We start from the raw sequence: 13,896 nt of genomic DNA on the forward strand, positions 1-13,896 counted from the left end.
CCGGCCCGTTCCCGAGCACTCATGCCAGCCGAAGCGCTGCCAGACGGGACTCGATGACTTGGGCTACGCCGTCGAGCTCAAAACGTGGCGCCTGCAACGCTGCGGCCGCGAGCGCATCCGGATGTCCACTGGCCATGGCATACCCGGCCCCTGCCCAGGACAACATTTCAATGTCATTGGGCATGTCACCGAAAGCCACAACGTCAGCGGCATCGATCCCCCGGGCTGCTGCGTACTGGGCCAAGGTGACGGCCTTGTTGACACCCAGCGGGCCCATTTCAAGCAGGGCCATATCGGGTGCCGAGTGGGTGACGGTCATCAGGGAGGCCACGCCGGGGCGGACCAGGTTCAGGAACTCGTCGGCATTGCCGCTGTGGAGAATGGCGAGCATCTTGATGATGCCACCATCGGCCATGCCCGGGGTGAGCGCACCGGGCACCAAGCCTGCGCCGGCGGTCCGGTTGCCAAAGAAGCCGTCTTCCACGTGAAAGCCTGTGAGTGATTCCAGTGCAAAGTACGGTTCGGGCGCCAGCTCTGTGACGATGGCGCGTACCTGCGCCACGGTGTCCCAGTCCAGGACGTGCGACGCCGTCACTTCTTCCGTGGCGAGATCGTAACTGACGGCGCCGTTGGAGCAGATGACTGTGCCGGTGTGGCCGATCTGTTCCCGGATGGGGTCGAGCCAGCGGGGCGGACGTCCTGTCACAAACACAATGTCAACGCCTGCTGCGGCAGCGCCGGCAAAGGCCTCCACGGTGCGCTGGCTGATCAAACCGTCGCGGCCCAGAATGGTTCCGTCTATATCACTGGCAATTAAACGCATACTCAAGGCTATCCAACTTCTGCCAAAGTCCCACTTGTGCGGGCAGCACTACGGCTACGGCTTCGGCCCACCCAGTAGTTACAGTTCAAAAAGACCCGTAAGCCGGGCACGGGCCAGCGTATGGAAATGCAGGTTGAAGCCCAGGGTAGCGGCAGTGGTATCTGGGGAAAGCTCCAACGTCTGCACATCCACAGCATGCACCACCACCATGTACCGGTGCGCCCCATGCCCTGCAGGAGGTGCCGAGCCCATGTAACCGGGGAACCCGGCGTCGTTCTTCAGGCACAGGGCTCCGGCGGGCAGCTGCGGCGATCCGGGTGTCCCGGCACCTTGCGCCAGCGAGGTGGTGGAAACCGGGAGGTCCGCCACTGCCCAATGCCAATACCCGCTCGCGGTGGGCGCATCGGGATCAAACATGGTCACCACAAAACTGCGTGTTTCTGCCGGGAACCCGCTCCAGGACAGCGCCGGTGAAAGATCCAAACCGTCCGGATGCGCGCCGGCATGGACTTGCGCGGGGGCAAAAACGCTCCCGTCGGTGAAGGAATCACTGCGCACCTCAAAGCTCGGCACGGGGGTCAAAAATGCGTATGGATCGTAGTCAAACATGGTTACCTCTCTAGTTACTTCTGCTTAATTCTGCAGTTCGGTGCGGTGTGGCGGGTTGGCTCCCGCACGGGAAACGGTGATTGCTGCTGCACGGGCAGCATAATCAATGATGTCAGCCAGGACCCCGCTACTGATGGCTCGAAGTTCGGCTCGACGCTGGGCGCCGTCCAATTCCCTGTCCACGAGGCCAGAGAGCAGGGCCGCCATAAACGAATCCCCCGCCCCCACCGTATCCACAACCTCTACGGAGGGCACTTGGCAGGCTACTTCACCGGCTGCGCACACTGCCCACGGCCCGTCTGCACCCTGTGTGAGAACCACGACGGCGGGGCCTTCCGCACCTCCGTGAGCCAGCCATTTGCGGGCCGATTCCTTAGGGTCAACGCCGGGGTATAGCCAGGCGAGGTCCTCATCGGAGGCCTTGATGACGTCAGCTAGCTGGACAAATTTTTTCACCTGGCTGCGGGCATGGGCCACATCCGCAATGATGCTGGGGCGGCAGTTGGGATCGTAGGAGATGGTTGCGTGAGGATGGGCGCTGATGACGGCAGCCAGGACGTGGTCCTCGCCGGGGGCCAGCATGGTGGCAATGGAGCCAGTGTGCAGCAAGGTGGTCCCGTTCAGCATGAAGCTCCCAACGCTTTCGCCCGAACCCCCGGAGCTTGCCAGGGCAGGCAGCGTCCAGTCCAGCGCAAATTCGTAACTGGCGGCGCCGTTGGCATCCAACACCGCCCGAGCCACGGAGGTGGGCAGCTGATCGGGAAGCAACGGCACCAGGACGTCATTGCTTTTCAAGTGGCCGGACACCATGTCACCGTAGGCGTCCTGGCCCATGCGGCCAAGGAACTGGACGGGGTGCCCCAACCGTGCCAGCCCAACAGCCACGTTCATGGGGCTGCCACCCACATGCGGAACAGCCCCCTGTCCGGCGTGCACAACTTCATCGATCAAGGCTTCACCAATAACAGTCAACATGGCACAAGACTACGGTGCCAGCTGTGTTGGCGCTCTCATCGCAGCAGGCTGCCTAGCGACCAACTGGACTCAATTTTTCTCTGACACGCGGCATCGCTGTTCGCCCGTGCACCGCAATGCCGATTAAGCTCAGATCATGAGTAGCAATTGGGAACGTCTCGATGATTCACTGCGCCCGGCCGTGCGCGCCTCGGTGGCAGACTTCGAACGGACCAGGCCGGCACTAATGGACGCCACTGCTGAGCTGGAATCTCTCATCCGCGAAGTTCTTTCAGAAGCCGAGGACAAGCCGCTCTTTGTCACGAGCCGCACAAAAACAGTTGAATCGTTTAGGGAGAAGGCTTCCCGGATGGTGCCCGAACCCGATGCCGCCCCCACCCTGCAGTTCCCTGACCCGTTGCGCAACCTGACCGATATGGTGGGCGTGCGTGTCATCACCACCTTGCCGGGCGAGAACGCGCAGGCCGCCAACCTGATCAAGCGCCAGCGCAGTATTTTTGACTGCCGTGGCGATACCGAAAAGGATATTGGTTCCATTGAGTCGGGAACGTATGGCTACTCCAGCCGTCACCTGATCCTGCGCACCATTCAAAATGATGTGGTGCGGGCTTATCAGTCACTCCTGGATCCAGAGACAAAGCCCAGCGGCAGTTACTTTTTTGAATGCCAAATCCGCACCATCTTCGCGCATGCGTGGAGCGAGATTGAGCATGATATTCGTTTCAAGTCCCAGGATCCACGCGCGTGGAGCCCGTACTTTGACCGCCAGTTCACGGCTACGGCAGCCATGTTGGAGACCGTGGAGTCCGCGTTCTCGGAGCTTCATGACCGGTATGAAACAGTCACTAGTTACTGGGATACGGACGGTGAGGGCAATGTTTCACTGACCCCCAACCGGATCAAGGCTGTCTGGCAAACCTTGCTGCCGCATGTTGATAGGAAGTCCGACGATGATTGGGGCTGGGCTGCCGAGCTGGTAGCCGCGCACGGGTTGGGTAAGACAGTGGACTTGGCCGCGCTCTTACAGCCGGAGATTATTTCCAATGTTCGCAAGGCGCTGGATCACAGGTACTCCCCCGGGCCAGACCGTCTCTTGGACGATTTGCTGCTGTGGCAGTTCGGGGAGAGTCACATCGATTTGACAGCGGAAGAACCCGGAACGGAGCAAACCCCGCGCCGGGACAGCCTGATCCGCCGTCACCAGCAGATGCGCCGCTACCGTAAAGCCCAGGGTTTCTAAAGCAGAGAGCGTCATCGGGTTCACCCGATGACGCTCTCACTGCTATCAATCTGGATTGTATCGCTGCTTCTAGCAGAGGCGGAGGAAAAAGATGTTGCAGGGGATGAAGAACATGCCATAAGTGCTTACAGCCCCGCTAGAAATGGGATTGCCCGCATTCGAGCCTCCAGTAACGTTGGTGGACTGCGTCGACGTGATGGGGGCTTGAGTATCAGGGCCGCTAGCCTGGGCAGCTGAAAGCCCCGGCGCCATGATGAGTCCTGCGGTGAGCACTGCAGCGATGCCTACGGAGGTAAAGGGGGATTTCATGGGTGTTCCTTTCAATGGCGGGCCTGTAGCACCAGAGGCCACAGTTCTCTCAGCTTAGGTCCACAGCTTCCGCCCGGATACGGACAGCACACCCTTTAAGCCTGTCCTTTTGGATAGTCTTTAAAGAACGCTGCTGTAAGACCCCTTTTGGGGCCTTAAATGAGTGCTTTTGAGCAATAAGAGCTCTCTAGCTGACCAATCCGGAACGCAACGCTGTTACCACCAGTTGCAGGCGGTCTCGCGTGGAAAACTTCCTGCCTAATCGAACTAGATGGTATTTCACGGTCGATTCAGAGAGGTAAAGCTCAGCGGCAATCTCACTGTTGCTGCGGCCATCGCACAGCAATTTGAGTACTTCTTCTTCCCGCTCCGTCAGCTCAATGTTTTGGTCTCCCCGGGTCACCGGACGGCTGCCTCGGAGATCTTCAATAAGTAAGTGCGCAACGGCAGGGTCAATAGGGCAATCCCCCGCGTGTACATCCCTCACGGCTGCCACGATTCTTTCGGGTTCCGCGTCCTTGACCACGTAGCCGCCCGCACCTGCCAGCAGTGCCGCTTTAAGATGGATGTCGGAGATGTGGCCAGTGACCACAAGAATGCCTATCTCCTGATTTTGAGCCACAATGTGGCGAATGGCGGTGACACCGTCCATGACTGGCATCTGCAAATCAATTAGCATGACGTCGGGGCGGTGCTCCCGAGCCAGACGAATGGCATCTTCGCCGTTCTCCCCCTCAGCAACAACCACAAGGTCCTTGGTCTGGGATAGGTATGTTCGCAGGGCTCCCCGCACAAATTTTTCGTCGTCAACAATGACTATCTCAATTGTCTGGACTTCATCAACCGGCACACTCATGGTGTCAGTCTACGTAGCTCTGGCACTAGGGGAAATCATCCAGCCCGTCTCTAGCTACCTTCTAGCGCGTGGGAAGGGTGGTGGAATCTGTGGGCCAGATACCTGCCGGCATCAACTTTGCTGGCGCTACGGCGCTTGTGCGTGTTGAGAAAATGTGTGCGTTCATGATGATCTCCAAACGTGCGGGTTGGACGTGCTCTGGCTAGGTCCCTAATTAGCTGGGATAAACTGCCGCCCAATACATTTCAGGTTATGCACAGAGCACCCGCGCTTCAATGCTTTAGGGGCATGACTGTCCCCGTGGACTAGGGTTTGAAGAGCAAAAAGATCAAGATTAGCCTTATGGTCACTTTTTTCGATCGAGCCAATAAAATACCTTTTGTGGTCATCCTGACGGAGTTAGTCTGCTAGGCCAGTGTCTGGCGCCCTTTAAACGGCAAGACGGCACTGACACTCCACCAGCGTCCCTCTGCGCCTGCCTCGAGACTTCCGCCCAGCCGCGAAGTCCGTTCACGCAGCCCCGCCAAGCCGGTTCCGGAAGCAGGTAAGCGCGGCGTCCCTGCTGTCATGCGGCTGCGGATCACTACCTTCAAGCTGTCCTCTCCCACATTCAAGGAGATCTCACAGTGCGCACCCTTGCCCGAATGCTTGAGCACGTTGGTGGCGCTCTCTTGAAGAATTCGCAGGACTGTGGGACGCAGACCGTTGGGGATCCGCTCTAGATCTCCTGAGGTTGTCACCCGGGTGGGACGTCCCAGACCGCTGAGCCGCTTCTGTGAGTCGTTAAGACTAAGCCCCAAGTCAATACAAGCAACACTGGGCTTTATTCCAACATTATTCTCGGAGGAATTCTGGTTAGGGCGCTCGTCGATGCGAATGGTCACAAGTAGCCGGCGTAGATCATCTAGAGAACTGCGGGCCATGGACCCAATTTCATCGAGGGCCTCCTGCTTCGCCTGGCTTTCATGGGAAAACTTGCCAAGGTTGGCTTGCACAGCGATCATGGTGAGCCCATGAGTGACAACATCATGAAGCTCGCGCGCTAGTTCGCTGCGTTCTTCCAAGGCAGCACTGACAGCCTTCTCATCAGCTGCCATTTGGGTGCGCTCAACCTGGATAGCCCGCTCCCGCAACACTTTGATAGCTAATCCCGGTGTCATCACGAAGAGGGTGACCGGCACATAGGCCCACAGCTGCACAGTTCCCAAATCCGAGACAAAAGACGCCCAGAGAAACTGCCACACCAAGAAACTACCCGCCATCACTGCAAGGGAGCGCGCGGAAACCCTGTACGCCGCTACAGCTAGCGTGCCGAAGGCCAACAGGAGGGGCCCACCCAACTCTGTTTGTGGCAGCATGGTGGCAAGTTGGAGAACAAACAACGCAGCGACTAACCGTGGCCGGAAAGCCATTGACATCCACACTAACCAGTAGGCGAACGTGCAGGCGATCACCAGCCACTGGGCCTGTGATCCCTTATCGGAGAAGAAAAATAGCCGTACATCGTCAAAGGCCGAGACAGTGGCGAAAACAGCAAAGACGAAAGCAATCCACAGCGGCATGGGCGAGCTTCCCGCCCGCAGCACATCAGAAAATTTCAGATTCCGCCGGATTGCAGACGCTTGTTGCGCGTGGTCCAAAGAAGGACTTTTGTGTTCAATCACAGGCTTATCGTCCCAGCTTTTGCGCCAATCCACGAGCCCACCCCCACGCTGTAACGAAGCCGGCTCAAACAGCCGGGCCAACCAGTCCACTCAAACAGCCGGGCCCCGGGTTACCGCAAGACAAACCCCAGTCCCAGCTCATCGTCGGCATCGAGAGAAAATTTTCCTTCGCCTACGGGGAAAGAGCGGCCGCTAACCTCCACCACGAGCCCTCCGTCCGGTCCGCTGAGCCGATCCACCACGCGTGCGGCAAAGCGCGAGTCAATGATGGAATAGCTCTCCAACGTCTCGCCCTCGGCCAACTCTCCTGAATCGCTGAGCAACGCCACACGTGCCGCCGTGCCCGATCCGCTGGGCGAGCGCGCCACCTGACCGTCAGCAAAAACGCTCACATTGCGTTGTTTCAAAGCATCTCCGGGCGCCTTCACCGGTTCATGAAAAATGGTCCCGAAAACACCGTCCATCCCTGTTTCAAAGGGGCCGAAACTGGCTGGCTGCCTTTCAAGTCCGGCCACTATTTGATGTCCCGCAGCAACCACTCTTGCCAAGTTCGACGGCGTCACCTCCAGACCCACTGCTGCTGCCGGCAGCGATGCGTACAGTGCCCCGCTCCAGGCCAAGTCCACACGCAGCCGCCCAAAATCCGTGGTCTGGACTTCAACGTCCCTGGCCACCACAAAGGAAGGCACGTTCCTAAATGCCACCTCATGAACTTTCCCCTCAAGCATGCTCACCCTTGCCGTGACGCGACCCGAAGGAATATCAATCACAACGTCAGTGTCGCCGTCGTCCGGGGCGCGGACAAGGCCGCTGCGCACGGCCCAGGTTCCTAACGCCATGGTGCCGTGGCCGCAGACCGTGGAGAATCCCTCACGGTGCCAGAAGAGGGCTCCGAAGTGTGCGCCCGGATCGTTGGGCGGCACCACAAACCCGCCGTACATATCGCCATGCCCGCGGGGCTCGTTCACCAGCAACTTGCGGATCTTATCCGCATCCCCGGAGATGGCATATTCACGCCGTTCTTGCACCGTACTGCCCTCAATTAAGAAGGGCAAGGTAGGCACAATCCGGAAGGGTTCACCGGCTGTGTGATAGTCAAAAGTTTCAATTTCCCACATTGCCGCTTTCATAGCCGTCTCTCCCTCGAGCGCAGACACCAGGCGTGGGCTCTTCCTCCGCCATTTCACGTCAATATGGCACGGCACCTTCGGCGTGTCAATGATTCGCTGGCCAGTCCCCGGCGGTCCACAGCCGGGCCACAGGGCATGGGGAGGTCTGCATGGGTAGGCCAACCCATCGACGATGTTGATGGAGCCGGGATAGATTCTAAGTAATCGCTTCCCCGGAAACCCCCGGTAACAGCGAAGGCACAGCGGCAGAACCGCAAATTTTTCTAGCAAAGGATGTTCATCATGGCAATGATCGGTAATGATCCCCAGGACATGGCAGAACTGGTTTCCAAGTTGGCTTCAGCCATTGACCAGATCACCACGGCAATGTCCACCCTTGACGGCAAGGCTCAGTCCGTTCGCTGGGAAGGCGCCGACGCCACCCGCTTCAAGGGCACCACCTGGCCCACCTCAAAGAAGCAGCTCAATAACGTCATCAATGATCTGACCCAGGTCAAGACCTTGGTCAACAAGCAGAAGCTGCAGCAGATCGAAGCTTCACGCTAAGAAGTTTTTTTACAGCGCAACTAAGGAACCCCCCGGCAAACGCTGGGGGTTCCTTAGTTTAAGACGTGATCATAAGACGGGGGAGCAGGCGGGTGGGCCCCCGCCCGCGAGGGACCCGCTACGAGCTTGCGAGCAGTGGGAGGGGTTGGGTGGGCCCCCGCCCGCGAGGGACCCGCTACGAGCTTGCGAGCAGTGGGAGGGGTTGGGTGGGCCCCCGCCCCGAGGGACCCGCTACGAGCTTGCGAGCAGTGGGAGGGGTTGGGTGGGCCCCCGCCCCGAGGGACCCGCTACGAGCTTGCGAGCAGTGGGAGGGGTTGGGGACTAGCGCCGACCGCGCTTTGCGGCCCGCGCCTTGCCGCCTGGCCGGCCACCGCCGCGCAGGTTGGCACCGCCGGACTTGGACTTGGCCGCATTACTGCGTGCCGGCGTCGTACCTTTTGCAGACTTGGCGCCCTTTTTCGGTGCGGCATCCTGCTTGGCTAGGACGGAGGGCTGGCGGGAGCTGTTGGCACTGCGGCCACGCACCACGCCGATGAACTCTTGGAAGATTTCCTCGTCCGCGCTGGGCGGATCGAGAAGCGGCCAGGCGAGGCCAATGCTGGTGTCCGGCACACCGTGCAGCAGCCGTGATCGTAGGGTTTTACGGCTGAAGTGGCGGCCTACGGACATGGGCAGGATCAGGATGCCGAGCCCGGCCTCCACCAGATCCAGGGCCTCTTCGAGGGAGCCCATGGCGGGCAACGGCTTGCGGGTTCCGGCGGCAATTTCGGTGGAAATATCGCGCCAGGCCGGGAAGTCATCGGGGTCAGCCAGCAGGTATTCGTCGGCCAGATCCGCAACGTCGAGCTCTTCGAAGGCGGCGATAGGGTGATCCTTAGGTGCCACCACCACGGAGAGTTCGCTGTAGATGCTCACCACGTTCAGATCGGACTTGTCCACGGGCAGGCGGACAAACGCCATGTCCGCCTCGCCGGCGCGCAAGGCATCAAGTTGATGGGATTCCGGAACCGGATTTGAGACAAGCGGCACGTCAGGCATGCGCTCCTGCCATCGGTGGATCCACTTTCCAGGGGTCACGCCCGGGATGAAGGTCACTGTAAGTTCGCGGGATTCAGACACCTGTTTACCCTAACTCACAGCTTTGCCACTAAACTACCGTCTCCGCACCGGTACCCTTGATATATGAGCATCAAACCTTCCCCCCAAGCCATGAAATCCGCCACAGCGGCCAAGAAGCTGGGCATCCACCTGCCCGCGGCTCCCGCTGAATTCCAAGAGAACGCGATCAGCCGGGAGGAATTCAAGGTTTTGCAGGACACTCCCCCGGAGTGGCTGGCCGAGCTTCGCCGCAATGGCCCGCACCCGCGCCCAGTGATTGCGCAGAAGTTGAACATCTCCATTGGTGGCCTGAACCGTTCAGAAATTACCGAGGCACTCACGACGGCGGAGATCACCGCGCTGCTGCAGGCTCCCCCGGCGTGGCTGGTTGAGGAACGCTCCGTGCACGCCAAGGCTCGCGCCGAGGCGAAGCTGGCCAAGGAGCGCGAGGAAGCCCGCCGCCCCAAGAGCTGACCGCCGGAACGTTAAAGGACGGAGCTTGCGGGAAGGGACGGCGGTCTACCGCCGTCCCTTCCCGCAAGCTCCGTCCTTTTTGGGATCCCTGCTCCGGTTACGGGTTATAGGGCTGGCTGGCCCGGCTCAGGACTTGGCCCTTGAAGAACTCGGGGCTGCGCTTGTACATGATGAACATCAGCACCACCCCCAGCAAGAGCACCCCACAGCCCAGGATGAACACCAAGCCGAGCCCGCCAATGTTGGAGCCGGAACCGTAAGCGGGATCCATGGAGTCATAGGCGGTCTTGAAGAACATGACCAGCAAGATCACGCCGCCTACTAGTGGGGCCAGGAACTTGAACACAAAATTCTTTGCACCGTGAAAAGCTTCTGCCCGGAAGTACCAGACACAGGCCAGCGCGGTGATGCCGTAGTAGAAGCAGATCATCATGCCCAAGGCCGTAATGGTGTCCCACAGAGCATTCTCGGACAGTGTCCGGGTGACGATGTAGAACGCTGCTGCAGCAATGGCGGCGACGATCGTGGCATACCCCGGGGACTTATAGGTGGGGCTGATCTTGCCAAAGCTCTTCGGTAGGGCTTGGTAGTGTCCCATTGATAGCAGCGTCCTGGCTGGGGAGACAAAGGTGGATTGCAGTGATGCGGCGGATGAGCTCAAGATGGCCAGTGACATCAAGATGGCAAAGGGTCCCATGACTGGCCCTGCCAACACAGCAAAGATGCTGTTCTGATTCTCTGGGTTTCCCGCGCCCAGACCGGTTGTTCCAATCCCGGCGAAGGACAAGGTAGCCAAAGAAACCGTCATGTAGATCAAGACAATCACCACGATCGTGACGGTGGCGGCCCGCCCTGGGGTTTTCTTCGGGTTTTTTGTCTCCTCGTTCATGGTCAAGGTCACGTCCCAGCCCCAGAAGATGAAGATGGACAAGGACACTCCCGCAGCAAATTGGGAGAAGGATTCAACCGCGAAGGGGTTGAACCAGTCGGCCGAAATGGTAGTGGCGTCAAAGGCTGTGCCATTGGCAACGTGCGCGAAGGCCGCAATCGCAAACCAGCCCAGCACCAGCAGCTGAAATGCCACCAGTATGTACTGGAAGGATTTGGTTGTTTCCATGCCCCGGTATGAGATCCAGCAGGCGCCGGCAATGAAGACCAGCGTGGTGGCAATGTTCAAGGGCAGGATGCGGGTCAGATCAGCTAGGCCCGGATTGCTGAAGATCTGCGCCAACATTAGATAAAAGAAGTCCACCGCAACGGCAGCCAGGTTAGAAAGCACAATGATGGTGGCAGCGATCAGTCCCCAGCCACCCATCCACCCCAGCCATGGACCAAAGGCGCGCGATGCCCATGTGAAGGAGGTGCCGGCGTCGGGCATGGCATTGTTCAGTTCCCGATAACCAAGGGCCACCAAGAGCATGGGGATGAAGCCTACAAGGAAGATGGCAGGTAGGTGCACCCCCACTTCCGAAACGGTGGGGCCCAGAGCCGCGGTGAGAGTATAGGCCGGAGCGATGCAGGAGATACCTATGACTACCGCGCCAATCAGACCAACCGAGCCGGCCTTGAGGCCCTTCTCGCTCAGCCCGTGATCTCCCGTGGCATTCCTTACTGTGTCCCGAGAACTCATTTGCCTGCCTCTTTTACTTCCGATGTGGGGGCAACCGATGATGGCCCCGCGGCGTCAACCACGGGAACCTGGCTGGTTTGGAGCAGATCATCCGCAGTTCCCGCATAGTCTCGGGGAACCACGATCATAGGCACAGGCAGGGCGCGCAGGATGCGGTTGGCCGTGCTGCCCAGGAATATGGACTTACCTTGTGCTAGCCGGCTGGATCCGATGATCAAGATCTCACCCTTCTTCCAATGCAGGCCATCAACGGCGTCCTCAATGGTCCGCCCGCTACCGACCACAACTTCGATGTCCAGTTTCGCCAACAAGTCCGCATCGAGCGCTGCACTGGCATCGACGAGCCCATGCAAGTGCTTGCTGGCATCCTCTACTGTGGTGCCGCCGTCATCGTTGCCAAGGGCTACGAGGGAAACGAGGCGCAGCGGCAAGCCGCGGCGCCTAGCCGTGGTGAGCCCCACCATGAGCACTTGTTCGGCACCCTCACGCGAACCAACGGCGCAGGTCAGGCGGGTAATGGGCTCAGTGCGGCTATAACCGGCGGGAGCCAAAACCACAGGAACGGCCGATGCGTGCAGCAAGGCACTGGCCACCGAACCAACGGTGAAACGTTTGAACAGGCCTGTGCTGCTGGCGCCGATGATCAGCGCCGAAGCGTGGAGGTCTTTGGCTGCCTCGATCAAGGCGCTAGCTTCAGATTCACCCCGGACCACGTGCGCCGTGGCCACAACGTCGGAGGGGATCAAGGCCAAGCCTTCCTCCAGCCACTGACCAACCTGCTGAGCCAAAATGTTTTCAAAGCCCGCCGCGGGCGGGTAGACACCGTTGTATGGCGAATCCTCAGGCATCACCATGACAAGGTCCAAGGCGGCCCCTTGGCGGCGGGCCAAGGCAACCGCTAGGTTGACGGCATCGCCGCCACGGCCGTTGGCCGTATATCCAACTACATACCGCATAAAGGGTCCTCCTCAGGACGTCATTGTCATTGTGCTGCCGGGGATGCCGGGCGGGGCCAGCCCACCAACGGTTGCTACGCCAGTTCTGCGATCAGCTTCGCTGCAGTGTCCTGGCCCATGCGCACAGCCCCGTCAACGTGCTGGTAGCCCTCTGCTGCGAGGTCGGAACAGGACCAGTGGATGGGCCCAACGGGTGTCAGCTGATCGGCGCCATAGCGGTGCAGACCGCCCAGATCGTAGCTGGAAGCGTAGGCGCCACGGGTCCACTCCTCCGAGCCCCAATCAGATTCGTAGTAGACCACCGGCTCGGCTGCTTCATCGCCAAGGAATTCGGCGAGGGCTGCCGTGATGGCCTTCTTGCGTTCTTCAGCGCTGAGGGTGAAGACGTAGTCAGCTTTTTCATCGGAGATGAACCCCACCAAAGTGCCGCGGGGATCCTCGTGGTTCGTGTTGTCATACACCTCCTGAACCAGGGAGGAAGCGCTGAAGCCGGTACCGGAGAGTCCGTCCTTACGCCAGAACGGGGTTTCGTACACGGCGTGAACCTTGATCACGAAGCCCAGGGACTGGTGCTGGTGCATCTGGTGCTGGCGGCGCGGCAGCGGCGGGTCGAAGGAGACGCGGCTGTACAGGTTTGGCGGGACGGCCATGACTACACGCTTGGCTCTCACGGTGGCGCCGTCGGCAATCACGGTGGCGCGGTAGCCGCCGTCGGCCTCTTCCCAGCGGATGGTGCGGGCCGGGGAGTTCAAGATAACGTCCTCACCCAAACCGGCAGCTATGGCGAGGGAGAGTCCCTGCATGCCGCCGATGACCCGCTTGTCCAGGATGAAATTGTCATCAACTAGGTTGCTGAAGGAGCCTGCCGAGGCAGCCATGAGCACGGCCTGCAATGCGGAGAAGGCGTGGGCGGGCTTGGTGAGCATGCCGCCGGCAATGAACAGGCCAATGTTGTTGCAGGCCTCCTCATTTTCAGACTGGCTGCGCAACCAATGGTGGAAGGAGATGATGTCCAGCTCGCGTGCCGCCGGGTGCTCCCAGGGCTTGGCCGGGTCCATGGCGGCAGCGAGCGCGTCTAGGGTCTCGATGAGCTTGTTCATCGCAGCCTCGGTTTCGGCGCTGACGGGAAACATCTCACCGGTGTAGCGGGTGCGGGTGCCATCCGGCGCCAGGTAAACGCTGTCGCCGTCGCGGTAGCGGGGGTAGGTGTCCAGGCCGAGCTCGTCGAGTAGACCAATCAGCGCAGTCTGATCCGGGGAGACCCACTGACCGCCAATTTCCAGCCAAGCGCCGTCGATCGTGTTGGACCAGGTGCGCCCGCCCACGCGATCCCGCGCCTCAAGGACGGCCACGCTCAGGCCAGCCTTTTTCAATTCGCGTGCTGCGGTGAGCCCTGACGGTCCTGCGCCGATGATGACGACGTCGCGGTCCATGCTGATTGTCTCGGATGTCATATTTCCCTCTCCTGCGAAGCTGCTCGTGACAGGCTTCACTAAATGAATGCCGTTCATTTAGATTAGACTGTAACCGACATCACCGCCTCCCGTAAAGAGGGTGGAGTAAAAATCTTGCGCCGTTGCGCACGG

At 59.9% G+C, this 13,896-nt stretch carries 14 protein-coding genes; 3 read left to right on the top strand and 11 right to left on the bottom strand.

Annotation, left to right across the window (positions count from 1 at the left end):
- Nucleotides 1-19: 19 nt before the first annotated feature.
- From ABIB48_RS11095 to ABIB48_RS11105, 3 genes are all read right to left on the bottom strand, one after another.
- On the bottom strand, nt 20-823 hold the full coding sequence (locus ABIB48_RS11095; RefSeq protein WP_354213069.1) for an HAD-IIB family hydrolase: 804 nt from the start codon (nt 821-823) through the stop codon (nt 20-22).
- Nucleotides 824-901: 78 nt separating this feature from the next.
- Nucleotides 902-1,432, bottom strand: a complete 531-nt coding sequence (locus tag ABIB48_RS11100) for a YbhB/YbcL family Raf kinase inhibitor-like protein (RefSeq protein WP_110105790.1) — start codon at nt 1,430-1,432, stop codon at nt 902-904.
- Nucleotides 1,433-1,456: 24 nt separating this feature from the next.
- Nucleotides 1,457-2,407: a carbohydrate kinase family protein gene (locus ABIB48_RS11105; protein WP_315914528.1), complete on the bottom strand. Its 951-nt coding sequence runs from the start codon at nt 2,405-2,407 to the stop codon at nt 1,457-1,459.
- Nucleotides 2,408-2,543: 136 nt separating this feature from the next.
- Here ABIB48_RS11105 and ABIB48_RS11110 point away from each other — a divergent pair, with 136 nt between their 5' ends.
- Nucleotides 2,544-3,647 (top strand): GTP pyrophosphokinase, encoded by a 1,104-nt coding sequence (locus ABIB48_RS11110; RefSeq protein ID WP_354213000.1) that lies wholly within the window; start codon nt 2,544-2,546, stop codon nt 3,645-3,647.
- A gap of 69 nt (nt 3,648-3,716) precedes the next feature.
- On the opposite strand, the gene ABIB48_RS11115 is transcribed toward ABIB48_RS11110, so the two are convergent.
- The 4 genes from ABIB48_RS11115 to ABIB48_RS11130 form a co-directional block, all read right to left on the bottom strand.
- Nucleotides 3,717-3,956, bottom strand: coding sequence for a hypothetical protein (locus tag ABIB48_RS11115; protein WP_110105787.1), 240 nt, complete (start codon nt 3,954-3,956; stop codon nt 3,717-3,719).
- Between the two features lie 187 nt (nt 3,957-4,143).
- Nucleotides 4,144-4,812, bottom strand: a complete 669-nt coding sequence (locus ABIB48_RS11120) for a response regulator (RefSeq protein WP_110105786.1) — start codon at nt 4,810-4,812, stop codon at nt 4,144-4,146.
- Nucleotides 4,813-5,219: 407 nt separating this feature from the next.
- Nucleotides 5,220-6,374, bottom strand: coding sequence for a sensor histidine kinase (locus ABIB48_RS11125; protein ID WP_146213020.1), 1,155 nt, complete (start codon nt 6,372-6,374; stop codon nt 5,220-5,222).
- A 212-nt stretch (nt 6,375-6,586) separates the two neighbouring features.
- Nucleotides 6,587-7,606, bottom strand: coding sequence for a proline racemase family protein (locus tag ABIB48_RS11130; RefSeq protein ID WP_354213001.1), 1,020 nt, complete (start codon nt 7,604-7,606; stop codon nt 6,587-6,589).
- A gap of 282 nt (nt 7,607-7,888) precedes the next feature.
- Between ABIB48_RS11130 and ABIB48_RS11135 the strand changes: the two genes are divergently transcribed.
- Nucleotides 7,889-8,152: a hypothetical protein gene (locus ABIB48_RS11135; protein WP_146212954.1), complete on the top strand. Its 264-nt coding sequence runs from the start codon at nt 7,889-7,891 to the stop codon at nt 8,150-8,152.
- A gap of 321 nt (nt 8,153-8,473) precedes the next feature.
- Here ABIB48_RS11135 and ABIB48_RS11140 read toward each other — a convergent pair whose 3' ends face one another.
- Complete coding sequence (locus ABIB48_RS11140) at nt 8,474-9,271, bottom strand: substrate-binding domain-containing protein (protein ID WP_110105783.1); 798 nt, start codon at nt 9,269-9,271, stop codon at nt 8,474-8,476.
- A 90-nt stretch (nt 9,272-9,361) separates the two neighbouring features.
- Between ABIB48_RS11140 and ABIB48_RS11145 the strand changes: the two genes are divergently transcribed.
- Nucleotides 9,362-9,724 carry a DUF5997 family protein gene (locus ABIB48_RS11145; RefSeq protein WP_110105939.1) on the top strand — a complete coding sequence of 121 codons (363 nt, stop codon included), beginning with the start codon at nt 9,362-9,364 and terminating at the stop codon, nt 9,722-9,724.
- A gap of 97 nt (nt 9,725-9,821) precedes the next feature.
- On the opposite strand, the gene ABIB48_RS11150 is transcribed toward ABIB48_RS11145, so the two are convergent.
- The 3 genes from ABIB48_RS11150 to ABIB48_RS11160 form a co-directional block, all read right to left on the bottom strand.
- A complete protein-coding gene (locus ABIB48_RS11150) occupies nt 9,822-11,354 on the bottom strand; it encodes an APC family permease (protein ID WP_110105782.1) in 1,533 nt (510 codons plus the stop codon).
- Entirely contained in the window at nt 11,351-12,310 is a 960-nt protein-coding gene (locus tag ABIB48_RS11155; RefSeq protein ID WP_354213003.1) for a universal stress protein, read from the bottom strand. The genes ABIB48_RS11150 and ABIB48_RS11155 overlap by 4 nt, the downstream gene beginning before the upstream one ends.
- A gap of 74 nt (nt 12,311-12,384) precedes the next feature.
- Nucleotides 12,385-13,764, bottom strand: a complete 1,380-nt coding sequence (locus tag ABIB48_RS11160; RefSeq protein ID WP_354213005.1) for a flavin monoamine oxidase family protein — start codon at nt 13,762-13,764, stop codon at nt 12,385-12,387.
- Nucleotides 13,765-13,896: the final 132 nt, after the last annotated feature.

This window comes from Arthrobacter sp. UYCu511, assembly GCF_040547105.1.
Lineage (GTDB): Bacteria > Actinomycetota > Actinomycetes > Actinomycetales > Micrococcaceae > Specibacter > Specibacter psychrochitiniphilus.

Bases quoted from the DNA above. Each gene is read 5' to 3' on its own strand.
- ABIB48_RS11105 (WP_315914528.1), bottom strand. From the start codon at position 2,407: ATGTTGACTGTTATTGGTGAAGCCTTGATCGATGAAGTTGTGCACGCC.
- ABIB48_RS11130 (WP_354213001.1), bottom strand. From the start codon at position 7,606: ATGAAAGCGGCAATGTGGGAAATTGAAACTTTTGACTATCACACAGCC.
- ABIB48_RS11115 (WP_110105787.1), bottom strand. From the start codon at position 3,956: ATGAAATCCCCCTTTACCTCCGTAGGCATCGCTGCAGTGCTCACCGCA.
- ABIB48_RS11120 (WP_110105786.1), bottom strand. From the start codon at position 4,812: ATGAGTGTGCCGGTTGATGAAGTCCAGACAATTGAGATAGTCATTGTT.
- ABIB48_RS11150 (WP_110105782.1), bottom strand. From the start codon at position 11,354: ATGAGTTCTCGGGACACAGTAAGGAATGCCACGGGAGATCACGGGCTG.
- ABIB48_RS11135 (WP_146212954.1), top strand. From the start codon at position 7,889: ATGGCAATGATCGGTAATGATCCCCAGGACATGGCAGAACTGGTTTCC.
- ABIB48_RS11145 (WP_110105939.1), top strand. From the start codon at position 9,362: ATGAAATCCGCCACAGCGGCCAAGAAGCTGGGCATCCACCTGCCCGCG.
- ABIB48_RS11100 (WP_110105790.1), bottom strand. From the start codon at position 1,432: ATGTTTGACTACGATCCATACGCATTTTTGACCCCCGTGCCGAGCTTT.
- ABIB48_RS11155 (WP_354213003.1), bottom strand. From the start codon at position 12,310: ATGCGGTATGTAGTTGGATATACGGCCAACGGCCGTGGCGGCGATGCC.
- ABIB48_RS11110 (WP_354213000.1), top strand. From the start codon at position 2,544: ATGAGTAGCAATTGGGAACGTCTCGATGATTCACTGCGCCCGGCCGTG.
- ABIB48_RS11125 (WP_146213020.1), bottom strand. From the start codon at position 6,374: ATGCCGCTGTGGATTGCTTTCGTCTTTGCTGTTTTCGCCACTGTCTCG.
- ABIB48_RS11160 (WP_354213005.1), bottom strand. From the start codon at position 13,764: ATGACATCCGAGACAATCAGCATGGACCGCGACGTCGTCATCATCGGC.
- ABIB48_RS11095 (WP_354213069.1), bottom strand. From the start codon at position 823: ATGCGTTTAATTGCCAGTGATATAGACGGAACCATTCTGGGCCGCGAC.